General features: G+C 72.0%; 21 protein-coding genes. 14 read left to right on the forward strand and 7 right to left on the reverse strand.

Features of this window, described 5'->3' with window-relative positions:
• The first annotated feature begins 27 nt into the window (after positions 1-27).
• The 7 genes from ACPXBU_RS23045 to nadC all read left to right on the forward strand — a co-directional run bounded on the left by ACPXBU_RS23045 (position 28) and on the right by nadC (position 6692).
• Positions 28-597, forward strand: coding sequence for a TetR family transcriptional regulator (locus ACPXBU_RS23045; RefSeq protein ID WP_425759618.1), 570 nt, complete (start codon positions 28-30; stop codon positions 595-597).
• Positions 598-723: 126 nt separating this feature from the next.
• Entirely contained in the window at positions 724-1695 is a 972-nt protein-coding gene (locus tag ACPXBU_RS23050) for a Rossmann-like and DUF2520 domain-containing protein (RefSeq protein ID WP_425759619.1), read from the forward strand.
• Complete coding sequence (gene panC, locus ACPXBU_RS23055) at positions 1692-2540, forward strand: pantoate--beta-alanine ligase (RefSeq protein WP_425759620.1); 849 nt, start codon at positions 1692-1694, stop codon at positions 2538-2540. Before ACPXBU_RS23050 ends, panC begins: the two co-directional genes overlap by 4 nt.
• A gap of 43 nt (positions 2541-2583) precedes the next feature.
• Complete coding sequence (panD, locus tag ACPXBU_RS23060) at positions 2584-3012, forward strand: aspartate 1-decarboxylase (RefSeq protein ID WP_393369466.1); 429 nt, start codon at positions 2584-2586, stop codon at positions 3010-3012.
• 96 nt (positions 3013-3108) lie between these two features.
• Entirely contained in the window at positions 3109-4005 is an 897-nt protein-coding gene (locus ACPXBU_RS23065) for a septum formation family protein (RefSeq protein WP_393369469.1), read from the forward strand.
• A gap of 99 nt (positions 4006-4104) precedes the next feature.
• On the forward strand, positions 4105-5799 hold the full coding sequence (locus ACPXBU_RS23070) for an L-aspartate oxidase (protein ID WP_425759621.1): 1695 nt from the start codon (positions 4105-4107) through the stop codon (positions 5797-5799).
• Positions 5796-6692: a carboxylating nicotinate-nucleotide diphosphorylase gene (gene nadC, locus ACPXBU_RS23075; RefSeq protein WP_393369475.1), complete on the forward strand. Its 897-nt coding sequence runs from the start codon at positions 5796-5798 to the stop codon at positions 6690-6692. The genes ACPXBU_RS23070 and nadC overlap by 4 nt, the downstream gene beginning before the upstream one ends.
• Positions 6693-6710: 18 nt before the next feature.
• Here nadC and ACPXBU_RS23080 read toward each other — a convergent pair whose 3' ends face one another.
• On the reverse strand, positions 6711-7802 hold the full coding sequence (locus ACPXBU_RS23080) for a hypothetical protein (protein ID WP_425759622.1): 1092 nt from the start codon (positions 7800-7802) through the stop codon (positions 6711-6713).
• A gap of 118 nt (positions 7803-7920) precedes the next feature.
• Between ACPXBU_RS23080 and ACPXBU_RS23085 the strand changes: the two genes are divergently transcribed.
• A complete protein-coding gene (locus ACPXBU_RS23085; RefSeq protein WP_357404064.1) occupies positions 7921-8679 on the forward strand; it encodes a type III pantothenate kinase in 759 nt (252 codons plus the stop codon).
• A gap of 4 nt (positions 8680-8683) precedes the next feature.
• Here the strand turns inward: ACPXBU_RS23085 and ACPXBU_RS23090 are convergent, their stop codons facing one another.
• A complete protein-coding gene (locus ACPXBU_RS23090; protein WP_425759623.1) occupies positions 8684-9421 on the reverse strand; it encodes a class I SAM-dependent methyltransferase in 738 nt (245 codons plus the stop codon).
• An 88-nt stretch (positions 9422-9509) separates the two neighbouring features.
• Between ACPXBU_RS23090 and lysS the strand changes: the two genes are divergently transcribed.
• The 3 genes from lysS to ACPXBU_RS23105 all read left to right on the forward strand — a co-directional run bounded on the left by lysS (position 9510) and on the right by ACPXBU_RS23105 (position 14510).
• Positions 9510-11018 (forward strand): lysine--tRNA ligase, encoded by a 1509-nt coding sequence (lysS, locus tag ACPXBU_RS23095; RefSeq protein ID WP_393369483.1) that lies wholly within the window; start codon positions 9510-9512, stop codon positions 11016-11018.
• A 113-nt stretch (positions 11019-11131) separates the two neighbouring features.
• Entirely contained in the window at positions 11132-11476 is a 345-nt protein-coding gene (locus ACPXBU_RS23100; protein ID WP_110563841.1) for a histone-like nucleoid-structuring protein Lsr2, read from the forward strand.
• Between the two features lie 484 nt (positions 11477-11960).
• The gene (locus ACPXBU_RS23105; RefSeq protein ID WP_393369486.1) at positions 11961-14510 is read left to right on the forward strand and encodes an ATP-dependent Clp protease ATP-binding subunit; all 2550 of its coding nucleotides are present in this window, start codon (positions 11961-11963) and stop codon (positions 14508-14510) included.
• A gap of 1015 nt (positions 14511-15525) precedes the next feature.
• Here the strand turns inward: ACPXBU_RS23105 and ACPXBU_RS23110 are convergent.
• The gene (locus ACPXBU_RS23110; protein WP_425759624.1) at positions 15526-16437 is read right to left on the reverse strand and encodes an A/G-specific adenine glycosylase; all 912 of its coding nucleotides are present in this window, start codon (positions 16435-16437) and stop codon (positions 15526-15528) included.
• 96 nt (positions 16438-16533) lie between these two features.
• Here ACPXBU_RS23110 and ACPXBU_RS23115 point away from each other — a divergent pair, with 96 nt between their 5' ends.
• The 3 genes from ACPXBU_RS23115 to ACPXBU_RS23125 all read left to right on the forward strand — a co-directional run bounded on the left by ACPXBU_RS23115 (position 16534) and on the right by ACPXBU_RS23125 (position 18474).
• Positions 16534-17046 (forward strand): glycine cleavage system protein R, encoded by a 513-nt coding sequence (locus tag ACPXBU_RS23115; RefSeq protein ID WP_425759625.1) that lies wholly within the window; start codon positions 16534-16536, stop codon positions 17044-17046.
• The gene (locus tag ACPXBU_RS23120; RefSeq protein WP_425759626.1) at positions 17043-17627 is read left to right on the forward strand and encodes a peptide deformylase; all 585 of its coding nucleotides are present in this window, start codon (positions 17043-17045) and stop codon (positions 17625-17627) included. Before ACPXBU_RS23115 ends, ACPXBU_RS23120 begins: the two co-directional genes overlap by 4 nt.
• A gap of 118 nt (positions 17628-17745) precedes the next feature.
• Positions 17746-18474, forward strand: coding sequence for a hypothetical protein (locus ACPXBU_RS23125; protein ID WP_393369496.1), 729 nt, complete (start codon positions 17746-17748; stop codon positions 18472-18474).
• Between the two features lie 6 nt (positions 18475-18480).
• Here the strand turns inward: ACPXBU_RS23125 and disA are convergent, their stop codons facing one another.
• The 4 genes from disA to ACPXBU_RS23145 all read right to left on the reverse strand — a co-directional run bounded on the left by disA (position 18481) and on the right by ACPXBU_RS23145 (position 23131).
• Positions 18481-19665, reverse strand: coding sequence for a DNA integrity scanning diadenylate cyclase DisA (disA, locus tag ACPXBU_RS23130; RefSeq protein ID WP_393369498.1), 1185 nt, complete (start codon positions 19663-19665; stop codon positions 18481-18483).
• Positions 19666-19797: 132 nt separating this feature from the next.
• The gene (gene radA, locus ACPXBU_RS23135) at positions 19798-21255 is read right to left on the reverse strand and encodes a DNA repair protein RadA (RefSeq protein ID WP_393369501.1); all 1458 of its coding nucleotides are present in this window, start codon (positions 21253-21255) and stop codon (positions 19798-19800) included.
• An 85-nt stretch (positions 21256-21340) separates the two neighbouring features.
• Positions 21341-22150: a hypothetical protein gene (locus ACPXBU_RS23140; protein WP_425759627.1), complete on the reverse strand. Its 810-nt coding sequence runs from the start codon at positions 22148-22150 to the stop codon at positions 21341-21343.
• A gap of 141 nt (positions 22151-22291) precedes the next feature.
• Positions 22292-23131: a UbiA family prenyltransferase gene (locus ACPXBU_RS23145; protein WP_425759700.1), complete on the reverse strand. Its 840-nt coding sequence runs from the start codon at positions 23129-23131 to the stop codon at positions 22292-22294.
• Positions 23132-23143: the final 12 nt, after the last annotated feature.

Below are 23143 nucleotides of genomic sequence, written 5' to 3' on the forward strand. Positions count from 1 at the left end.
CAACGTGACATCGGATACCATCGCCGCATGGCCCGCTGGCAACCGGACGCGCGCGGCCGCCTGGAGGCGGCCGCCTTCGAGCTGTTCCGCGAGCGCGGCTTCGAGCAGACGACTGTCGCCGACATCGCCGCCCGGGCCGGCCTCGACAAGCGCACCTTCTACCGGCTCTTCGGCGACAAACGCGAGGCGCTCTTCAGCGGCGGCGAGCAGTTGGAGGAGGTTCTGGTCAAGGCGGTGGCCGAGACGGACGCCGGGCCGTTCGAGGCGGTCGTCGCCGCCTTCCGCCAGGTGGGGGAGCAGATCTTCACCGACCGCCTCGAACTGGTCCGGATGCGCCAGTCGATCATTGCCAGTAGTCCCGAGTTGCAGGAGCGTGAGCTGGCCAAGACGAGCTCGCTGACGGCCGCGCTCACCGCCGCTCTGCGTGCCAAGGGCCTCAGCGAGACGACCGCCGCCCTGGCGACCGAGTCCGGCGTCATGGTCTTCCGGGTCGCGCTCGCCCGCTGGGTCGCACCCGAGAGCGAGGGCGGCTCGCTAGCCGACCTGATCGCCGAGGTGGCCACCGAACTACGCACGATCACGTCGGCCCCGGTCTGAGCCCGACCCGTCACCACCGGGCCTTTCCTTCGGTGGTGAACGTTTTCACACCTCCTGTTTCGGCCCGTGACGCGGGCGCATACTTGCGATCGACCGGTACCCCTTCTCGAGGACTGGATCGTCGTCATGAGCGCACCGTTGCGCCCGCGCCCGGCCGCCCCGTTTGGGCCCCCCGCATCGCGGGATCGCGCCGTCATCGGCGCCCCCTCCTCCCGTCTGCTCACCGTCGGCGTCGTCGGCGCCGGTCGGGTCGGTGCCGTCCTGGGCGCCGCGCTCGCCGCCGCCGGGCACCGGGTGGTGGCCGTGGCGGGCGACTCCGGGGCCAGCCGCGCTCGTCTCGCCCTGCTGCTGCCCGAGGTGCCGCGCAGCCCGGTCACCTCCGTCGCCCGCGCCGCCACCGACCTGCTGCTGATCGCGGTGCCGGACGACGCGCTGGCCGGAGTCGTCGCCGACCTCGCCGACCGGGGCGCCCTGCACCCGGGCCAGGTGGTCGCGCACACCTCCGGCGCGCACGGCCTGACCGTGCTGTCGCCGGCCGTCGCGGTCGGTGCCCGCCCGCTGGCCCTGCACCCCGCCATGACCTTCACCGGTACGCCGGACGACCTGCCCCGGTTGGCCGGCATCTCGTACGGGGTGACCGCCCCGGCGGAGCTGCGCCCGCTTGCTGCCCGGCTGGTCGCCGACCTGGGTGGCGTGCCGGAGTGGGTGGCCGAGTCGGACCGCCCGCTCTACCACGCCGCGCTGGCCCACGGCGCGAACCACCTGGTGACCCTCGTGAACGAGGCGACCGACCGGCTGCGCGACGCCGGGGTGGCCCGGCCGGAGAAGGTGCTCGCCCCGCTGCTGCGGACCGCCCTGGAAAACGCGCTGCGGCTCGGTGACGACGCGTTGACCGGCCCGGTCTCCCGGGGCGACGCGGGCACCGTCCAGCGGCACCTGGCCCGGCTGGCCGCCACCGCGCCGGAATCCGTCCCCGCCTACCTCGCGTTGGCCCGGCGTACCGCCGACCGGGCGATCGCCGCCGGCCGGCTGCGGCCGGTGGACGCGCAGTCGCTGCTCGGCGTGCTCGCCGACACCGCCCGGGAGGTGGCCGCATGACACAGCTCGTCCACACGCGCGCCGAGCTGGCCGAGGCCCGGGCCGGGCTGAAGGGCACGGTCGGGGTCGTGATGACCATGGGCGCCCTGCACTCCGGGCACGAGACGCTGCTGCGTACGGCCCGGGAACAGGCCGACCACGTGCTGGTCACGGTCTTCGTGAACCCGTTGCAGTTCGGGCCGAACGAGGACTTCGACCGCTATCCGCGCACCCTCGACGCCGATCTTGAGGTGTGCCGGCGGGCGGGCGCGGATGTCGTCTTCGCCCCGTCGGTGGCGGACATGTACCCGGACGGCCAGCCCCGCGTACGCCTCGACCCGGGCCCGCTCGGCGCGGAGTTGGAGGGCGCGAGCCGTCCCGGCTTCTTCCACGGGGTGCTCACCGTGGTGCTGAAGCTGCTCCAGCTCACCCGGCCGGACCTGACGTTCTTCGGCGAGAAGGACTACCAGCAGCTCACCCTGGTCCGGCGGATGGCCCGGGACCTGGACGTACCGGTCGAGGTGGTCGGCGTGCCGACCGTCCGGGAGCCGGACGGGTTGGCGCTGTCCAGCCGCAACCGCTACCTGAGCGAGTCGGAGCGGGCCGCGGCGCTGAGCCTGTCCGCCGCGTTGCGGGCCGGCGCGAGCGCCGCCGAGGACGGCCTGGACGCGGGAGCGGTGCTGACCGCCGCGCACGCCGCGTTCGGCGCCGGCACGCCTGGTGCCCGCCTCGACTACCTGGTGCTCACCGACCCCGAGTTGGAGCCGGGGCCGGTCAGCGGGCCGGCGCGGCTGGTGATCGCCGCCTGGGTGGGCGCCACCCGCCTGATCGACAACGCGGCGATCCACCTCGCCCCCCGCCCCTGACCGGGCCGCACCACCCTCCACCACTTCGTGAAAGGCCACCCCGATGCTGCGGACCATGCTCAAGTCGAAGATCCACCGGGCCACGGTGACCCAGGCCGACCTGCACTACGTCGGTTCGGTGACAGTGGACGAGGATCTGCTCGACGCCGCCGACCTGCTCCCCGGCGAGCAGGTGGCGATCGTGGACATCACCAACGGCGCACGGCTGGAGACGTACGTGATTCCCGGCGTGCGGGGCAGTGGCGTGATCGGCATCAACGGTGCCGCCGCGCACCTGGTGCACCCCGGTGACCTGGTCATCCTGATCTCGTACGCCCAGATGGACGACGCCGAGGCGCGCTCGTACCGCCCCCGGGTGGTGCACGTGGACACCGACAACCGGGTGCTCGAGTTGGGTGTCGACCCGGCCGCGGTGGCACCCGGCACGGCCGGCCACCCGGTGCCCAGCCCGTTGGCCGTGTCCGGAGTCTGATCCCGCACGAGGCGATTCCGGTCTGTCACCGGAAGGTCATTTCCGGTTACCCTTGGCGCGCTGGCGAAGGCCGGTCGGTGGCTGGGGGAGGCCGCTATGCGCAGTGCCAGGACGACCGTGTTCGCCGCTGCCGTGACGGCGGTGCTGCTGGCGGGCTGCGCCGGGTCGGGTGACCTGGACGGTGACCTGACCGACGACTGGGCGGCGCTGCCGCAGGCGTCGGCGTTCACCCCGGCCGCAGGTGTCTGCCAGGCCGCCGACTTCACCGATGTGGTCACCCTTGCCGCCTACGAGCCGGTGGACTGCGCCGGCCCACACCGGCTGGAAACGGTGCATGTCGGGGCGTTCCCGGTCGAGCGGGCGAGCGCGCCGGCGGGTGGCTCGGCGGAGTTGCGGGGCGCGTTCACCGAGTGCGACACCCGGGCGACCGGGTACGTGGGCGACGACTGGCGGGCCGGCCGGCTGCGGTTGTCGGTGGCGTTGCCCTCGGGGCCGGGCTGGGCGGCCGGTTCCCGGTGGTTCCGGTGCGACCTCACCGAGCTGACCACCGTCGAGGCCGCGGCCACGGTCGTGGTCCGGTCGGGCAGCCTGCGGGACGCGTTGAAGGGGGCGGCCGGGCTGCGGCTCGGTTGCCAACAGACCCGCACCGGGGCCGGTGCCGGGGTGCGGACGCTGATCCCGGTGGAGTGCGCGCAGAAGCACGACGCGGAGTTCGTCGGGGTGTGGCGCGCGCCGGACATGGCGTATCCGACCCGGGACGCCGACTGGGCGCCGCTCTACGACGGCTGTCGCAGCGTCCTCGGCCGCTACGTGGGCGTGCCGGACGACGTCAACCTGCGCTTTCGGAGCGGGTTGGTGGTCCGCCCGCCGGGTGCGGGGCGCTGGCGGGTCGGTGACCGGGGTGTCCGCTGCTACCTGTGGCTCAGCGACCGTACGGTGACCGCCTCGCTGAAGGGCACGGGTCCGGCCGGCCTTCCGGTCCGGACGAAGTGACCACGGGCTGACGGTCGGCGCGGCGCCGGACGGGGTAGCCCAAAACACTCGTCCCGCCCCCGCCGCCCCGGCCGAGGATGGTTCGGGTTGACTGGGGGGATGGACCTTCCAACCGTCGACCTGCCGGCCCTGCCCGCGTTGCTGGCCGCGCCCGCGCCCGGCTGGGTGGAGACCACCGACGTGATCGTGGTGGGTTCCGGGGTGGCCGGGTTGACCGCGGCGCTGCACCTGCGTGAGGCGGGCCTGCACGTCACGGTGGTCACCAAGGTCAACATCGACGACGGCTCGACGCGGTGGGCGCAGGGCGGCATCGCCGCCGTGCTCGACCCGACGGACACCCCGGCGGCGCATGCCCGCGACACCCAGATCGCCGGGGTCGGGCTCTGCGACCCGGCGGCGGTCCAGGTGCTGGTCGAGGAGGGCCCGACCCGGCTGCGGGAGCTGATGCGCATCGGTGCCGAGTTCGATCGCCATCCGGACGGCTCGTTGATGCTGACCCGCGAGGGCGGGCACCGGGCGGACCGGATCGTGCACGCCGGTGGTGACGCCACCGGCGCGGAGGTGCAGCGGGCGTTGCACGCCGCCGTGCAGCGTGACCCGTGGATCCGCCTTGTCGAACACGCCCTGGTCCTGGACCTGCTGCGGGCGCCGGGCGACGGCCCGGACGGGCTCGGCCCGGCCTGCGGAATCACCCTGCACGTGCTCGGCGAGGGCAGCGAGGACGGCGTCGGAGCGCTGCTGGCCCGGGCGGTGGTGCTCGCCACCGGCGGGATGGGGCAGATCTTCGCGGCCACCACCAATCCGGCGGTCTCCACCGGCGACGGGGTGGCGCTGGCGATGCGGGCCGGCGCGGCGGTGACCGACGTGGAGTTCGTCCAGTTCCATCCGACCGCCCTGATCACGCCGCCCGGCGCGGGAGTGCCAGGTGCCGGGCACGCGCAGCAGCCGCTGGTCTCCGAGGCGCTGCGCGGTGAGGGCGCGTACCTGGTGGACGCGGACGGTAAGCGGTTCATGGTGGGCCAGCACGAGTTGGCCGAGCTGGCACCCCGGGACGTGGTGGCCAAGGGCATCCACCGGGTGTTGTTGGCCACCGGCGCGGACCACGTCTTCCTCGACGCGCGGCACCTGGGCGGGGACTTCCTGGCCGGTCGGTTCCCCACGATCGTGGCGTCCTGCCTGGCGATCGGCGTGGACCCGGCGACCGACCTGATCCCGGTGGCGCCGGCCGCCCACTACGCCTCCGGCGGTGTCCGCACCGACCTGCGCGGCCGCACCTCGATCCCCGGCCTGTACGCCTGCGGCGAGGTGGCCTGCACGGGTGTGCACGGCGCGAACCGGCTGGCCAGCAACTCGCTGCTGGAGGGTCTGGTCTTCTCCCGGCGGATCGCCGAGGACATCGCGGCCGGCCTGCCCGAGCAGGTGCAGCCGGCGGACACCGGCGCCTGGCGCGGGGGTGCGGGCTGGGTGCTGCCCGCGGCGGCGACGCCGACCCTGCAGCGGGCGATGACCCGGGGGGCCGGGGTGCTCCGGTCCGCGGCGACGCTTGCCGAGGCGGCCGGGACGCTGCGGGAGTTGGGCGTTGCCCGGGGCCGGCCCCGGCTCGCGGACTGGGAGGCGACAAACCTGCTCACCGTGGCGTCGACGCTTGTCGCCGCCGCGTACGCGCGTGGTGAGACCCGCGGTTGTCACTGGCGGGAGGACTTCCCGACGGCCGACGAGCGGTGGCTCGGTCACCTGGTCGGGTCGGTCGGGGCGGAGGGCCGGGTGGGCCAACTGTGGGAGGGGAACTCATGACGGGGTCGACAGAGGCGGCGTTGCGGGCGGCCGGGCTGGATCCGGCGCGGGTGCGGCAGGTGATCGAGACCGCGCTGGTCGAGGATCTGGGCCCCGACTTCCTGGACGTGACGAGCGTGGCCACCATTCCGGCGGAGCAGACCGACACCGCCGACCTGGTGGCCCGCGCGGATGGTGTGCTGGCCGGGATGGCGGTGGCGGCCGCCGTGTTCGAGCTGGTGGGCGAGGTGACCGGCTTCGGTCGTACGGTCGAGGTGTCGGTGTTGGCCCGCGACGGCGAGCGGGTGGCCCGCGGTGCGGTGCTGGCGACGGTGACCGGCCCGACCCGGCTGCTGCTGACGGCCGAGCGGACGGCGCTGAACCTGCTCTGCCGGATGTCCGGGGTGGCCACCCACACCCGCGCCTGGGCGGACGCGTTGGCCGGCACGAAGGCGATGGTGTTGGACACCCGCAAGACGACGCCGGGCCTGCGGGCGTTGGAGAAGTACGCGGTGCGGGCCGGCGGGGGCACCAACAAGCGGATGGGCCTCTACGACGTGGCCATGATCAAGGACAACCACAAGCTGGCGGCCGGGGGCATCACGCCGGCGTACCGGCGGGTCCGGGAGGCGTTCCCGGAGGTGCCGGTGCAGGTCGAGGTGACGACCGTCGACGAGGCGGTCGAGGCGGTGGAGGCCGGGGCGGATTTCCTGCTCTGCGACAACATGACGCCCGAGACGTTGGCCGAGGCGGTGGCCGCCGTGGGTGACCGGGCCGAGTTGGAGGCGACCGGCGGGTTGACCCTGGAGGTGGCGGGTCGCTATGCGGCGACCGGCGTCGACTTCCTCTCGGTGGGCGCGCTGACCCACTCGTCGCCGATCCTGGACATCGCCCTGGACCTGCGGACCGAATAGCGGGCCGGGGCCGGCGTCTCAGACGGTGGTGAGCGAGCTGGCGGCCAGGTTGAAGATCACCCGGTTCTCGGTGTCCTGCCGGCCGTCCAGGCCGTACTTGGCGCGGAAGAGCTCCAGCACCCGGTTGTAGACCTCCGGCGGCAGCTCGTCGGCCTCGCCGATGGCGAAGATCTCGCCGGCCGCCTCGGGCCGGTCCAGCACGACGGTGAGCCCGGCCAGGCCGTGCCGGGCCACGTTGCGCACCAGGTCGGTGCCGGCGATGTACCAGTCGCCGTCGGAGCGTACGTAGAGCGCGTCGCAGGTCTCCAGGTCCCGACCGGCCTGGCGCAGGCAGAGCCGCAGCGTGAGGCAGGCCGCCAGGTCCTCCAGCGGAGCGGTGTCCCACAGCTCGGCGAACCGGTCGTCGACGAACTCGCCCAACGGGGTCGAGACGAACGCCTCGATCTGCTGGGTGTCGAAGGTGCTGCCCTGCACCGGGAAGAACGAGATGAAGGCCTTGCCGTCCCAGCGGTACATCTGCACGGAGGGGGCGGCGCTGTAGACCCGGACCTGAAGCCGGGCGCGGGCCGACTCGGGCAGCTCCTCGCTGAGCCGCGCGAGGTGCCACAGGTTGTTGAGGATGGCGACCGAGGCGTCCCGCCGGCGCAGCTCCTCGCCGCGCAGCCGGACCGCCGGCGAGTCCGGGTCGAGCAGCAGCACCTTGACGACGGCGCCGTTGGCGAGCGCGGAGCGCAGCGCGGCCACGAACCGGGCCGCGTACGGGCCCTCCAGCATGCTGGTCCAGGTCTCCAGGATGGCCACGATCTCGCGGGACTGGGCGACCCGTTCGATCAGGGCGTCCCGGTCCAGGCGGGGATGCTCGATGATGCTCACCGTCTGGAGCTCACGGAAGAGCGGGTTGAGCACCACGTACGTCAGCAGCGTCATGATCAGCGCGGCGCCGATGTTGAGGTAGAGGTCGCCGGCGAAGCTGCCGGTCTCCCGAACGGACGCCCGCCAGGCCTGCACGACCATCCAGATCGCGCCGCCGGCCAACGCGATCAGCACGAACACGTGTCGTCGACGACGGCGCAGGGTGTTGCGGCCCCGCATCCACCACGTCCCCGACATGTCCGCTCCCCGTCCGGCCCCGCCGTGGATTGATCCATGCTCATGTCGCGATACGACAAGGATACGGTCCGTCGCCCGGTCCGCACCCGCCCGTACGGTCGTTGTCTAGGCTGCGTGCGTGCTGCTCTGCATCGACATCGGAAACACCAACACCGTGCTGGCGACCTTCGACGGTGACAAGCTCGTGCACTCCTGGCGGATCAAGACCGATGCCCGCTCGACGGCGGACGAGTTGGGCCTCATGTTCCGGGGCCTGCTCGCCGGGGACAACGTCGAGATCACCGGCGTGGCCGCCTGCTCGACAGTGCCTGCCGCGCTGCGCTCGCTGCGTACCATGCTCGGCCGTTACTACGCGGACCTGCCGAGCGTGATCGTCGAGCCGGGCGTACGGACCGGGGTGCAGTTGGCGATCGACAATCCGAAGGAGGTGGGCGCCGACCGGGTGGTGAACACGCTTGCCGCGTACTCCCTCTACGGCGGGCCGTCGATCGTCGTGGACTTCGGCACCACCACGAACTTCGACGTGATCAGCGGTCGGGGCGAGTTCCTCGGCGGGGCGTTCGCCCCGGGCATCGAGATCTCCTTCGACGCGTTGGCCGCCCGCGCCGCCCAGCTACGCAAGGTCGAGGCCACCAAGCCCCGTTCGGTGATCGGCAAGAACACCGTGGAGTGCCTCCAGGCCGGCCTCTACTTCGGGTTCGCCGGGCAGGTGGACCGCATCGTCGAGCGGATGACCGAGGAGTTGGGCGAGGTGAAGGCGGTGATCGCCACCGGTGGCCTGGCCTCCCTGGTGATCAACGAGTGCCGCACCATCACCCACCACGAGCCGATGATCACGCTGATCGGCCTCCGGATGGTCTACGACCGCAACCTGTGACCCGTCAGTGCCGCCGGGCGCGCAGCACCACCGTCCGGTACGGCAGCTCGACTGTCTCCCGGCCGGCCAGGTCGGGGTGGGTGGCCAGGAGTTCGGCCAGCTCCCGCTCGACCCGCCGCCGGTCCGCGCTGGAGGCGGTGAGCCAGTACGACCGGGTCCGGACCATCCCGAGCACCTCGTCCGGGGTGAGCGTCGTGCGGTGCGCGAACTCGTCCAACTCGATCGGCTCGAAGGCGGGGCCGAAGTCCTTGTACTTCTCGACCAGGTTGCCGGACCGGTATCCGATGTGGGCGATCCTGCTCAGCTCCGCCACCCACTCGTCCCGATCGTCCCGGACGTTCCAGATGGGGGCGAAGGTGCCGCCGGGGCGGAGGACCCGGGCGATCTCGGCGTGCGCCGGCTCCCGGTCGAACCAGTGGTAGGCGGTCCCGACCAGCACCGCGTCCGCCGCGCCGTCTGGCAGCGGCACGGCCTCGGCGCTGCCCGCGAGCGCCGTCGTGCCCGGCGTCGCTTCCGCGAGCTGGGCCCGCATCCCCGGATCGGGCTCCACGGGTACGACCTCGTGACCCAGGGCCTGCACGGCGCGGGTCAGGATGCCGGTGCCCGCGCCGAGATCGACGACCCGGGCGTTGCTCAACCCGTCGAGGGCCCAACCGACCGCCCGCTCGGGATAGCGGGGTCGAAACCGGTCATAATCGCTCGCTGCGGCCCCGAACGAGAGGGCGTGAGTGTGATCGACCATGGCGGGCAGGTTATCCGGTAACGGCCCCCGGACGGCTTGAGTACGCTCGGCCCTGACCCCCTGAATCTTCGTGACGAGGAAGCGTGCCGTGAGCGAGCAGAACGCCGTGCCAGTGGACCCCGCCGACGACCTTCCCGAGCAGATGAAGGTCCGCCGGGAGAAGCGGGACCGGATGCTCGCCGAGGGCGTCGAGCCCTACCCGGTCGGTTTTCCCCGGACGACCACCCTGGCGCAGGTCCGGGCCCGCTACGCCGACCTGCCGACCGACACCGCGACCGGCGACCAGGTCGCGGTCACCGGCCGGGTGATCTTCGTACGCAACACCGGCAAGCTGTGCTTCGCGACCCTGCGCGACGGCGACGGCACCGAGTTGCAGGCGATGCTCTCCCTGGACCGGGTCGGTCCGGAGCGGCTGGAGGCGTGGAAGCGCCTGGTCGACCTCGGTGACCATGTCGGCGTCACCGGTGAGGTGATCACCAGCCGCCGGGGTGAGCTGTCGGTGCTGGCGCAGCAGTGGGAGATGACCGCCAAGGCGCTGCGACCGTTGCCGGTGGCGCACAAGCCGCTCTCCGAGGAGGCCCGCGTCCGGCAGCGTTACGTCGACCTGATCGTCCGGCCGCAGGCTCGGGAGATGGTCCGTACCCGAGCCGCCGCCGTGCGCAGTCTGCGCGATTCACTGCACGGGCAGGGCTTCATCGAGGTGGAAACGCCGATGCTGCAACTGCTGCATGGTGGTGCGACGGCCCGACCGTTCGTGACCCACAGCAATGCGTTGAGCACCGATCTGTATCTGCGAATCGCTCCGGAACTGTTTCTCAAGCGCGCTGTGGTTGGCGGCGTCGACCGAGTCTTCGAGATCAACCGCAACTTCCGTAATGAGGGTGTCGACTCTTCGCACTCGCCGGAGTTCGCGATGCTGGAGACGTACCAGGCGTACGGCGACTACGACACGATCGCCGACCTGACCCGTAATCTCGTGCAACAGGCGGCGATCGCGGTCAGCGGTTCGACGGTGGTGACCCACGCCGACGGACGGGAGTTCGACCTGGGTGGCGAGTGGCGGTCGGTGACACTCTTCGGCGTGCTTTCCGAAGCGCTCGGCGAGGAGGTCACGGTCCGCACCGACCGAACCCGCCTGGTGGAGTACGCGGACAAGGTGGGATTGGCCGTCGACCCGAAGTGGGGGCCGGGCAAGCTGGCCGAGGAACTGTTCGAGGAGCTGGTGGTCCCCAGTCTGGTGGCGCCCACCTTCGTGCGGGACTACCCGGAGGAGACCAGCCCGCTCACCCGGGCCCACCGCAGTGAGCCGGGGCTGGCCGAGAAGTGGGACCTCTACGTGCTCGGTTTCGAGCTGGGCACCGGCTACTCCGAGCTGGTCGACCCGGTCGTGCAGCGGGAGCGGCTGGTGGCCCAGGCGCGGCTCGCGGCCCGGGGCGACGACGAGGCGATGCGCCTCGACGAGGACTTTCTCCGGGCGATGGAGTACGGAATGCCGCCGGCCGGGGGCATGGGAATGGGAATCGACCGGATGTTGATGGCCCTGACCGGCCTCGGAATTCGGGAAACGATCCTCTTCCCGTTGGTCCGCCCGGAGTAGGGGTTCGCCCGGCTCACCCCACGCCGTAACGGCATCCTATTGACGCGGCAAGCACTGCGGGGGTTATTGTGCTCTCGTTAGCAGGAGTGCCCTGCTCGAAAGGAATGTGGGACGTGGCCAAGCAGATCATTCACAAGCTGGTCGATGACCTGGACGGCGGGGACGCGGACGAGACCGTCAAGTTCGCCCTCGACGGCGTTCAGTACGAGATCGACCTGTCGAGTGCCAACGCCGCTAAATTGCGCGACGCTTTTGCCTCGTACGTGGGTGCCGGCACGAAGGTCGGCCGGGGCGGCGTCGTGATCGGTGGGCGGGCTGCCCGTGGTCGGGGTGGCGCGACCGCCGATCGGGAACAGAACAAGGCGATCCGGGAGTGGGCCAAGAAGGCCGGTAAGGACATCTCGGACCGGGGTCGTATCCCGCAGGAGATCGTTGACGAGTACCACGCGAAGCGCTGATCCATCAGCTTTGGTGGCCAGTCGCCACCGCAGGCGACACCGACGCCGGGCCGGAGGGGTTCTCCGGGCCGGCGTCGCCGTGTCCGGGTGCGGGACGGGGGTCGAGGGGCGGGGAAGCATTCCGTGCCCACCGACGTTGTCCACAACCAGTGGAGCAACTATCCACAGCCTGTGGACAACCCCGTCGCGGCCCCCGGCACCCCTCCGAGGGCTTCCGGAGCGCTTCCGAGGCCCGGATCGGGCTCCGGTCGTGCCAGTCGGATTTCGCTCTGCGCGTAGCGACAGGACTACCGGAACACCTCCTGAGCGCGGACGGTTGTCCAAAACGACGTGGAACTGACCCAGAGCAGAGACACACGACCTCAGCTGAGTCGGTCAGCGACGATAGAGTAAGGAGGCACGGACGCCCGTCCCGGACGTTCGTGCACCGGCCCCGCCAAGATCTTGACCATCAAGGCGCACGGCACGTGAGGAGCACGAGGGCATGTTCGAGCGGTTCACCGACCGAGCGCGACGGGTTGTCGTCCTGGCCCAAGAAGAGGCCCGGATGCTCAACCACAACTACATCGGTACGGAACACATCCTGCTGGGCCTGATCCACGAAGGTGAAGGCGTCGCGGCAAAGGCCCTGGAGAGCCTCGGCATCTCCCTGGAGGGCGTCCGCCAGCAGGTCGAGGAGATCATCGGCCAGGGTCAGCAGGCGCCGAGCGGGCACATCCCGTTCACGCCGCGGGCCAAGAAGGTGCTGGAGCTGTCGCTGCGCGAGGCGCTGCAGCTCGGCCACAACTACATCGGCACCGAGCACATCCTGCTCGGGCTGATCCGCGAGGGCGAGGGCGTTGCCGCCCAGGTGCTGGTCAAGCTCGGCGCCGACCTCAACCGGGTCCGCCAGCAGGTGATCCAGCTGCTCTCCGGCTACCAGGGCAAGGAGCCCGCCGCTGCGGGCGCCGCGCCGGGTGAGGCCGCGCCGTCGACAAGCCTGGTGCTGGACCAGTTCGGTCGCAACCTGACGCAGGCCGCCCGTGAGGGCAAGCTCGACCCGGTCATCGGGCGCGAGAAGGAAATCGAGCGGGTCATGCAGGTGCTCTCCCGCCGTACCAAGAACAACCCGGTCCTGATCGGTGAGCCCGGCGTCGGTAAGACCGCCGTGGTGGAGGGGCTTTCCCAGAAGATCATCAAGGGCGAGGTGCCCGAGACTCTCAAGGACAAGCAGCTCTACACGCTCGACCTCGGTGCGCTGGTCGCCGGTTCCCGCTACCGCGGTGACTTCGAGGAGCGCCTCAAGAAGGTGCTCAAGGAGATCCGCACCCGCGGCGACATCATCCTGTTCATCGACGAGATCCACACCCTGGTGGGTGCGGGTGCCGCCGAGGGCGCGATCGACGCCGCGAGCATCCTGAAGCCGATGCTGGCCCGTGGTGAGCTGCAGACCATCGGTGCCACCACCCTGGATGAATACCGCAAGCACCTGGAGAAGGACGCCGCTCTCGAGCGCCGGTTCCAGCCGATCCAGGTGGGTGAGCCGTCGCTGGCGCACACCATCGAGATCCTCAAGGGCCTGCGCGACCGGTACGAGGCCCACCACCGCGTGAGCATCACGGACGCGGCCCTGGTGGCTGCCGCAACTCTGGCCGACCGGTACATCTCCGACCGCTTCCTGCCGGACAAGGCGATCGACCTGATCGACGAGGCCGGCGCCCGGATGCGGATCCGTCGGATGACCGCGCCGCCAGACCTGCGTGACTTCGACGAGCGCATCGCCCAGGTGCGTCGCGACAAGGAGTCCGCGATCGACGCTCAGGACTTCGAGCGCGCCGCGCAGCTGCGTGACAAGGAGAAGCAACTCCTCGGTCAGAAGGCGCAGCGGGAGAAGGAGTGGAAGGCCGGTGACCTGGACGTCGTCAGCGAGGTTGACGACGAGCAGATCGCCGAGGTGCTCGGCAACTGGACCGGCATCCCGGTCTACAAGCTGACCGAGGAGGAGACCTCCCGCCTGCTGCGCATGGAGGACGAGCTGCACAAGCGCGTCATCGGTCAGGAGGACGCGGTCAAGGCGGTCTCGAAGGCGATCCGGCGTACCCGGGCCGGCCTGAAGGACCCGAAGCGCCCGTCGGGGTCGTTCATCTTCGCCGGCCCGTCCGGTGTCGGTAAGACCGAGCTGTCCAAGGCGCTCGCCGAGTTCCTCTTCGGCAGCGAGGATGCTCTCATCCAGCTGGACATGTCCGAGTTCCACGACCGTTACACGGTCTCCCGGCTCGTGGGTGCCCCTCCCGGCTACGTCGGTTACGACGAGGGCGGGCAGCTGACCGAGAAGGTGCGGCGTCGGCCGTTCTCGGTGGTCCTCTTCGACGAGATCGAGAAGGCCCACCCGGACGTGTTCAACACGCTGCTCCAGATCCTGGAGGATGGTCGGCTCACCGACGGTCAGGGTCGGATCGTGGACTTCAAGAACACGGTCATCATCCTGACCACCAACCTGGGCACCCGTGACGTCGCCAAGGCGGTGTCGCTGGGCTTCCAGCAGTCGGAGGACTCCGAGTCCAACTACGACCGGATGAAGCAGAAGGTCAACGACGAGCTCAAGCAGCACTTCCGGCCTGAGTTCCTCAACCGGATCGACGACACCATCGTCTTCCACCAGCTGCGTCAGAGCGAGATCCTCTCGATCGTGGACATCATGATCCAGCGGATCGAGGGCCAGCTGCGCAACAAGGACATGGGTCTGGAGCTGACCGACAACGCCAAGAAGTACCTGGCGGCGAAGGGCTTCGACCCGGTGCTCGGTGCCCGTCCGCTTCGTCGCACGATCCAGCGCGACATCGAGGACAACCTCTCCGAGCGCATCCTGTTCAACGAGCTGACCCCGGGTCAGATCGTCGTGGTGGACTGCGAGGGCGACCCGAACGACATCGACAAGTCCAAGCTCGTCTTCCGGGGCGCGGAGAAGCCTGTCGAAGTTCCGGACGCCGTGCCGGCCGATCTCGGTGGCACCGCCGCTGGCACCGCCGCAGCGGCCACGGACGAGGTGGCATAACCAGCAGCAAGGGCGGGGCCCCGGTGGCATGAGCCACCGGGGCCCCGCCTTCTTTGCGCCATCCCCCAGGACCCACACGCCCGCTCCGCCTGCCCCGCCTTCCCGCGCTGCCTGCGCCTGCCCGGATCGTGCTTGTGCTGGTGGGGCCTGCCGTGACCGTGTCGGCCTGATCGTGCTTGTGCTGGTGGGGCCTGCCGTGACCGTGCCGCCCCGATTGCGCTTGTCCCGATCGCCCCTGTCCCGATGGCGCGCCTGATCGCGCCCGCCCGGCCTGTCCGGGCCTTCCCGCACCTCTGCGCGCCCGCCCGGCTTCACTCGCCGTGCGGCGTCCCGCAAGATCCGCGCAACATCAGGGAAAGTGCTGGCTCACGACGTCCGGAGGTAGCAACTTCCCTGATGTTGTGGGGCACAGTGAGGCCTACGGCGTGGACTGGTCGGGGGCTTGGGCGTCCCGCGGAGGCTTGCGACCGCAAGATCGCGCAGCATCCATGATGTAGTGGCCTCCAGCCCGCGCGAGACCACTAATTCCAGGATCGAGCACGATCTTGTAGCCCAGCCCAGCCCAGCCCAGCCCAGCCCAGCCCACAGCGCGGCGCGCGGCGGGCGGCGCGCGGCGCGGTGCGGGGCACGGCGCGCGGCGCGGTGCGGGGCACGGCGCGCGGGCGGGGCGCGGCACGGCACGGCACGGCCCATGCGGGGCACGGTGCGTGGCCCGGTGCGGGGCACGGCGCACGGATCGGGGCGGGGCGCGGCACGACGCATGGCACGGGGCGGGGCACGGCGCACGGCGCGGTGCCGGACACGGCGCGGTGCGGCGGGGCGGCGCACGGGGCGGTGCCGGACACGGCGCGGTGCGGCGGGGCGGCGCACGGGGCGGCGGGGCGGCGCACGGTGCGGCGGGGCGGCGGGGCGGCGGGGCGGCGCACCATGCAGCCGGGTGGGACGCGGTGCGGCGGGGGGCGGCGCACGGCGCGCCACACGGTGGGGCCGCGGCGGCGTGGCCGGTCGGGGTGGTTCAGGTGGTCAGGTCGGCGGTGGGGTGGGACGGGCCGTCGCCGGCGAGGCGGAAGGAATCGGTGCCGGCTGGTTCGACCAGCCCGTCCTGCACCAGGCCGGCCAGGGCTCGGGCGCGCTGCACGTCATCGGTCCAGACCTGGTCCAGGCGTTGGTGCGGCACCGGACCGGTGGTCTCCCGAAGCATCTTGAGCAGCAGGCCGCGTACCTGCCGGTCGGTGCCCGCGTACCGCTGGGGTCGGCGGGTTGGCCCCGTTGGGGCCTCCTGGCCGGAGGCCCGCCACGCGCAGGTCGACTCGACCGGGCAGGCCGTGCAGCGCGGTGACCGGGCGGTGCAGATGACCGCGCCCAGCTCCATGAACGCGGCGCTGGCCAGCGCCGCCGCGGCCGGTTCCGCCGGGAGTAGCTCTTCGGTGGCGACCAGGTCGGCCGGTCGGGTGACCGGCCCGGCGTCGGGCTCGCCGGCTACCGCCCGGCAGACCACCCGCCGTACGTTGGTGTCGACCACCGGGTGCCGCTGCCCGTACGCGAACGCCGCCACCGCCCGTGCCGTGTACGTGCCGACTCCCGGCAGGGCCAGTAGTTGTTCCAGGCGGTCCGGCACCCGGCCGCCGTGTCGGTCGACGATCGCTACCGCGCATTCTCGCAGCCGGACGGCCCGACGGGGGTAGCCGAGGCGTCCCCACATCCGGATCGCCTCGGCGGGGGTGTCCGCCGCCAACGCTGCCGGATCCGGCCAGCGGGTCAGCCACGCCTGCCAGGCCGGCACGACCCGGACCACGGGTGTCTGTTGAAGCATGACCTCGCTGACCAGGATGGCCCACGGGCTGGTGTCCGGTGCCCGCCAGGGGAGGTCACGGGCGTGTTGCTGGAACCACCTGCTGACCAGGGTCGCGAAATCGGGTTGAGTCATGGCATCCCCGATGATGTCACGCGCCGTGGTCCCGCTGGGTGGGCGGCTCGGGCGGGGTGTCACGGCGGCGCTGCCCGGATCGGAGACAATGCGCGGATGAACGAGCTCGCGATCACCGTCATCGGTCGGGACCGGCCGGGCATCGTGGCCGACGTCGCCGAGGTGTTGGCCCGACTGGGCGCGAACCTCACCGACAGCACGATGACGCGGCTGCGGGGGCATTTCGCGATGACCCTGATCTGTACCGGGCCGGCCGCCGCCGAGGTTGAGGCCGCGCTGGTGCCGCTGGCCGCCGAGGGTCAACTGCTGGCGACGGTACGCGCGGTCACGCCCGACGGTGAGGTGCCGGCGGCGGGTGAACCGTACGTGCTGGCGGTGCACGGTTCGGACCGGATGGGCATCGTCGCGGCGATGACCCGGGTGCTCGTCGACGCCGGCGGGAATGTCACGGACCTGAGTACCCGCCTGGCGGGTTCGCTCTACGTGGTGCTGGCCGAGGTCGAGTTGCCGGCCGGCGTGGCCGACGCGCTTGTGGACCGGCTGCACCGGACGGCTGCGGAGCTGGGCGTGGAGGTCACGCTCCGCCCTGCGGACCCGGATCTGTTGTGAGCGGCGCGGAGAGCGTGCCGGCCGCCGAGACGTACGCGGGTCTGGGCGGTTGGACACCGGAGGCGCTTGCCGTGTCGGGCGCGGTGCGGGCGGTGTTGTCCGCCCCGCATCCGGTGTTGAGTCGGGCCGCCGGTGAGGTCGATCCGACGGCGGCCGAGACAGTCCAGCTCGCGGCCGATCTGGTCGCGACGATGCGGGTTTCGCCAGGCTGTGTCGGGTTGGCGGCGCCGCAGGTCGGGGTTGGTGCTCGGGTGTTCGCTGTCGATGTGACCGGGCACCCGAAGGCGGTGACGGTGCACGGGACCTTCGTGCTGTGCAACGCCCGCGTGGTGGAGGCGACCCGGTGGAGACCGGGCCGGGAGGGTTGCATGTCGGTGCCGGACCTGACCGGTGACGTGAAGCGGGCCAGCCGGCTGGTGGTGGAGGGTGACCTGCCGGGCACCGGCGGGCCGGTCCGGTTGGTGACCGACGGCTTCGAGGCGCGGGCGTTGCAGCACGAGATCGACCACTGCGCGGGGCTGCTTTTTCTGGATCGGGTGGCCGGTGCGCACGCCGTCTACCAGCGCAAGGTCTACCTCTGAGCGGGTGGCGGGCGACCGGGGCCTCCGTCCATAGGGGACGGTTGCGCCGGCGTCCCGGTGGGGCTCCGGCGCGTCGCGCCGTACTGGTGGGGGCAGCGCGGCTACGGTGGGGGGCATCATGCGTCTGACGGTCGGCCCCCTGCCACCCGCCGTGTACTGGCGGCGTCGCGTCGTCGTACTCGGAGCGGGGCTTCTCTTCCTGATTGTCCTGCTCTATTCCTGCACCAACTCGGGTCGCTCCGGCGACGACTCGAAGGCCGCGGGGTCGCCGACGGCCACGCCCACCGGGACGACCGGTCCGGGCGCTCCTGTGCTGACGCCGCAGACGGGTAGTCCGCAGCCGTCGGCGTCCGGCGATGCGGGCGCGGCGAATCCGGATGCGACGACCCCGAGCCCCGCGATCACCAGCAACGATCCTCCGCCGGATGCGGTGGGCGGTTCGGTGGACGACGGCACCTGCACCGACGCGGAGATCCGCGTGGTCTCGATGGCGAGCCCGACCTCGGTCCAGCGCGGGGCGCTTGTCGACCTGCAACTCAAGATCAAAAACACCTCGGACCGGACGTGCAGCCGCAACGTCGGCGCCGACCTGCAGGAGATCTTCATCAAGTCCGGTGCCGAGAAGGTCTGGTCCTCGGACACCTGCGGCAAGGTCCAAGGCTCGGACGTGGTGTCCTTCACGCCGAACATCGAGCGCTCCTACCAGGTGCAGTGGAACGGGCGGGACACCAGCCGGTGTGACGGCCAGTTGGCCGGTGGGCCATTCCCGCCGGTCGGGTCGTACGAGGTGTTCGCCCGGGTCGGCACGAAGCTCAGCGCGCCGGTGAAGCTCACCGTCACCGGCTGAGCCGGATCAGACGTACCGTTCCAGGATCGACGCCTCGGCGAGCCGGGACAGCCCTTCCCGGACACCGCGTGCCCGGGCGTCACCGACCCCTTCGACGGCCTGCAGGTCCTCCACCGTCGCGCCCAGCAGCCGTTGCAGGCTGCCGAAGTGCACCACCAGGCGGTCGACCACCGCCACCGGCAGCCGTGGCACCTTGGCCAGCAGCCGGAAGCCGCGAGGGCTGACCGCCGCGTCCAGCGCGTCGGACGCGGCCGGGTAGCCGATCGCCTTGGCCACCGACACCAGATCGATCAGCTCGGTGGCACCGAGCAGGTCCAGCTCGACGAGTGCCTCGTCCAGGGTGCGCGACTTGCGGCCGACCGGCAGGTAGTCGCGGATGACAAGCGTCCGGTCGGCGTCCACGCCGGCCATCAACTCGTCGAGTTGCAGGGCCAGCAGGCGGCCGTCGGTGCCCAGCTCGACCACGTAGCCGGCGATCTCGTCGGCGATCCGGCGCACCATCTCCAGGCGCTGCACCACGGCCACCGCGTCCCGTACGGTGACGAGATCCTCGATCTCCAGTGCGGAGAGCGTGCCGGAGACCTCGTCGAGCCGGAGCTTGTAGCGCTCCAGGGTGGCGAGCGCCTGGTTGGCGCGGGAGAGGATCGCCGCCGAGTCGTCGAGCACGTGTCGTTGACCGTTGACGTAGAGGCTGATGATCCGCATGGACTGGCTGACCGAGATGACCGGGTAGCCGGTCTGCCGGGCCACCCGCTCGGCGGTGCGGTGTCGGGTGCCGGACTCTTCGGTCGGGATGGACGGGTCCGGCATCAGGTGCACGGCGGCCCGGACGATCCTGGTGCCGTCGCTGGAGAGCACGACGGCGCCGTCCATCTTGCACAGCTCCCGGACCCGCGTCGCGGAGAACTCCACGTCCAGCGGGAAGCCACCGGTGCACAGGCCCTCGACGACCTTGTCGTAGCCCAGCACGATGAGCGCACCCGTGCGGCCCCGCAGAATGCGCTCCAGCCCGTCGCGCAGGGCGGTGCCAGGGGCCATCAGGGCGAGGTTGGCGCGCAGTGGGTCCCCGGCGCTCCCGGCGGCCCCCGCCGTCACGCTCACGCTGATCGGGCGGGCGGGCGAGCCCACGGCGCCGGTGCGGGCCTGGGGCGGCGCGCTGGCGGGCTTGGTGGTATCGCGGTCGATCGGCACGGACACAGTCTACGGACTGCCGTGCGGTGGGTGCTGTCGTGGTTACTGTGATGTGTCACGATGCGGCCCTTCCAACCCGTTTCCCGCTTGCGGCGTGCTGTCCGGTTTTGCCGTCCCCGTCGGCACGGTGGGTCACTCGGCGGACGCGCGGGCCGCATGGTGCAGCGCCGAACGGACGTCCGTGACCTCGGTCACCCGCATCTGCTCGGGACCGGCGCCGGTGCTCGCCGGGCCGCAACCGGGCGGCACCAGTGCCATCTTGAACCCCAGCCGGGCCGCCTCGGCCAGCCGGCGGGGCACCGCCCCGACCCGACGCACCTCGCCGGTCAGACCCACCTCACCGATCGCCACCAGGTGCGGCGCGATGGCCAGGTTGAGCCCGCCGGAGGCGACCGCCAACGCCACCGCGAGGTCCGCGGCCGGCTCCACCACCCGGATGCCGCCGACCGTGGCGGCGAAGACCTCCCGGTCGTGCAGGGTCAGCCGCTCGGTGCGCCGTTGCAGCACCGCGAGCACCATCGCCAGTCGTGCCGAGTCGAGGCCGGAGACGGTGCGCCGGGGAGAACCGGCCACCGTCGCGCCGATCAGCGCCTGCACCTCGGTGACCAGGGCCCGTCGCCCCTCCATGGCCACCGTGACGCAGGTGCCCGGGACCGGCTCCGCGTAGCGGGTCAGGAACAGCCCGGACGGGTCGGCCAGGCTGCTGATGCCGCCCTCGTGCATCTCGAAGCAGCCGACCTCGTCGGCCGCGCCGAACCGGTTCTTCACACCGCGCACCAGGCGCAGCGAGGAGTGCTTGTCACCCTCGAAGTGCAACACCACGTCGACCAGGTGCTCCAGCACCCGCGGCCCGGCCACCTGGCCGTCCTTGGTGACGTGCCCGACCAGCACGGTGGCGATGCCCCGCTCCTTGGCGACCGAGACCAGCGCGGCGGTGACCGCGCGCACCTGGGTCACCCCACCGGGCACCCCCTCGGTGCCGGTGGTCGAGATGGTCTGCACCGAGTCGAGCACCAGCAGGCCCGGCTTGACCGCGTCGAGGTGCCCGAGCACCGACCCGAGGTCGCTCTCCGCCGCGAGGTAGAGCCTGTCGTGCAGGGTGCCCATCCGCTCGGCGCGCAGGCGCACCTGACTGACCGACTCTTCCCCACTGACCACCAGCGAGGGGCTGCCGGCACCGGCCGCCCAGTGCTGGGCCACGTCCAGCAGCAGGGTCGACTTGCCGACGCCGGGCTCGCCGGCGAGCAGCACCACGGCACCGGGCACGAGACCGCCGCCGAGCACCCGATCGAGCTCGCTCACCCCGGTGGGCACGGCGCGGGCCGGGGCGGCGCTGATGGTGGCGATCGGCCGGGCCGGCTCGGACGGAAGCCGGGAGCTGACCACCCGACCGGCCACGGTCGGGCCGGTCACCGTGCTCTCGACCACCGCGCCCCACTCGCCGCACTCCGGGCAGCGCCCCACCCACTTGGGCGGCTGGTGCCCGCAGGCGTCGCACTCGTAGGCCGGGCGCGGCTCGCGGGCGGCGGACCGGCCACGGGCGGCGCCGGCCGTGGCGCCACGCGAGGGAGTCGATCGGGAGGTGGTCACATCAGGACGCTAGCCCTCTCGTACGACGAAAACACCCCGGCGTGGTGGTCACCACGCCGGGGCGTCCGTCGATACGGAGGTCGTGTCACCCGTGGGTCGTGCCGCCCTCGTCGCCCTCGTAGCCGCCCTCGCGCTCGATGAGCGGTGAGGGACGCGCCGCCGGGGTGAGCGGCACCGCGATCGGCGCCTGGCCGGTCACCGTGTTGCCGTTGCCGAAGTCGAAGGTCACCGAGACGTTCTGGCCGGAGCGCAGCGCCTCGGTCAGGCCGATCAGCCGCAGCTGCGAGGTGGCCTCGGAGTTGAGCTGGATGTAGCTCAGCGGAGCCAGCTCGATCCGGGCCAGCTGGCCGGGGGCGGCCGGGCTGGCCGAGCCCGATGCCCGCGCCGACTCCGGGGCGGACGGCGTGGCCGAGGACGAGCCGGTCTCGGACGGGGTCGCCGACGGGCTGGCCGAGCCGGACGCGGGCGTCGACGGGCTCTGCGAGCCGGACGGAGACGCGCTGCCGGACGGGGACGCGCTGGCCGAGGCGGAGCCGGACTCCGAGGCGGTCGGCGTCGCGCTCGCCGAGCCGTCGCTGATCCGCACCTCGCGAGCGGTCTCGGGGGCGACGGTGACGGTGACGGTGACCGTCTGCTTCGAGTCGTTGTAGATCACGGCGTTCAGCGGAGCGTCCTGGCCGGCCCGGTAGCCCTCGGTGCCCGGGTAGGCCACAAGCAGGCCGCGAACCGAGAAGGATCCGTTGTTGGTGGTGAGGTTGACGCCCTGGATCGACGGCTCCTTCAACGCGGTCTCGGCGATCTGACCGGTGCCGCATCCGGACGCCAGCAGGCCGGTTGCCGCAATCCCGGACAGCAACAGGGCCGCCCGCCGGGATCCCCTGATCGAGCGCGTCACGTCGGTCCTCCTCGTCACAATCCCCACCCGGGCCGCACGCCCGGGCACGGTGGCCATACCCGCGCAGACCGCGCTCCAGGGTAGTTGGGGCTGATCGAGGCCCGCACGCGGACCCGGCAATGCCACCTGGCCGGGTGCCGCTCACACCACCCGACCGCTCGCCACCAGCAGGACCACGTCGATCAGGGCCACCAACATGACCGCCCGGAAGGCCGCCACCGGCCGCCGGCCGGCCCGGACCGCCGAGCGTCCCGCGTACCAGCTCAGTGCCGGCACCACGGCGGCCGTGCCGACGGCGGCCAGCCCGACCGCCGACGGCGGCCCGGGTGGTCCGAGGACCAGGGTCGCGGTCGCCGCGAGGAGCAGACCGGCCGCCGCCGCCCGGCTGCCGGTGGACCCCAGCCGATGGGGTAGGCCGCGCACTCCGGTCCGGGCGTCGTCGGCCAGGTCGGGGAGCACGTTGGCGAAGTGCGCGCCGGCCCCCAGGCAGGCCGCCGCCACCAGCAGCCAGGTGGGTGGGGCCGGCTGACCGGGCAGCGCGAGGACCACGAAGGCGGGCAGCGCGCCGAAGGAGACGGCGTACGGCACCACCGAGAAGGCGGTGGCCTTGAGCGGCCAGTCGTAGAGCAGCGCCGAGATCAGGGCGATGGTCAACCAGAACGCCGCCGTCGGGTTCGTGGTCAGCGCCAGCAGCGGACAGGCCACCGCGGCCGCCGCCGCGGCCCAGGCCGTGGTGCGCCGGCCGACCGCGCCGGCGGCGACCGGTTTGTCGGTACGCCCCACGGTGGCGTCCCGCTCGGCGTCCAGCGCGTCGTTGGTCCAGCCCACGGCGAGTTGGCTGGCCAGCACGGCGAGCACCACCGAGACGATTCCCGACGGCCGGTGGCCCACTCCCCACGCCAGCAGACCGGCGACCGTGGTCACCGCCGCGGCCGGTTCCGGGTGGCTCGCCCTGACCAGCCCTAACACCCTCGGCGACATAAGGGAAGTCTG

The sequence above is a fragment of the Micromonospora sp. DT231 genome, assembly GCF_049847025.1.
Classification (GTDB): domain Bacteria; phylum Actinomycetota; class Actinomycetes; order Mycobacteriales; family Micromonosporaceae; genus Micromonospora.

Bases quoted from the DNA above. Each gene is read 5' to 3' on its own strand.
- panD (WP_393369466.1), top strand. From the start codon at position 2,584: ATGCTGCGGACCATGCTCAAGTCGAAGATCCACCGGGCCACGGTGACC.
- ACPXBU_RS23080 (WP_425759622.1), bottom strand. From the start codon at position 7,802: ATGTCGGGGACGTGGTGGATGCGGGGCCGCAACACCCTGCGCCGTCGT.
- ACPXBU_RS23110 (WP_425759624.1), bottom strand. From the start codon at position 16,437: ATGACTCAACCCGATTTCGCGACCCTGGTCAGCAGGTGGTTCCAGCAA.
- ACPXBU_RS23070 (WP_425759621.1), top strand. From the start codon at position 4,105: ATGGACCTTCCAACCGTCGACCTGCCGGCCCTGCCCGCGTTGCTGGCC.
- ACPXBU_RS23115 (WP_425759625.1), top strand. From the start codon at position 16,534: ATGAACGAGCTCGCGATCACCGTCATCGGTCGGGACCGGCCGGGCATC.
- ACPXBU_RS23145 (WP_425759700.1), bottom strand. From the start codon at position 23,131: ATGTCGCCGAGGGTGTTAGGGCTGGTCAGGGCGAGCCACCCGGAACCG.
- panC (WP_425759620.1), top strand. From the start codon at position 1,692: ATGACACAGCTCGTCCACACGCGCGCCGAGCTGGCCGAGGCCCGGGCC.
- ACPXBU_RS23105 (WP_393369486.1), top strand. From the start codon at position 11,961: ATGTTCGAGCGGTTCACCGACCGAGCGCGACGGGTTGTCGTCCTGGCC.
- ACPXBU_RS23045 (WP_425759618.1), top strand. From the start codon at position 28: ATGGCCCGCTGGCAACCGGACGCGCGCGGCCGCCTGGAGGCGGCCGCC.
- nadC (WP_393369475.1), top strand. From the start codon at position 5,796: ATGACGGGGTCGACAGAGGCGGCGTTGCGGGCGGCCGGGCTGGATCCG.
- ACPXBU_RS23090 (WP_425759623.1), bottom strand. From the start codon at position 9,421: ATGGTCGATCACACTCACGCCCTCTCGTTCGGGGCCGCAGCGAGCGAT.
- ACPXBU_RS23050 (WP_425759619.1), top strand. From the start codon at position 724: ATGAGCGCACCGTTGCGCCCGCGCCCGGCCGCCCCGTTTGGGCCCCCC.
- ACPXBU_RS23065 (WP_393369469.1), top strand. From the start codon at position 3,109: ATGCGCAGTGCCAGGACGACCGTGTTCGCCGCTGCCGTGACGGCGGTG.
- ACPXBU_RS23125 (WP_393369496.1), top strand. From the start codon at position 17,746: ATGCGTCTGACGGTCGGCCCCCTGCCACCCGCCGTGTACTGGCGGCGT.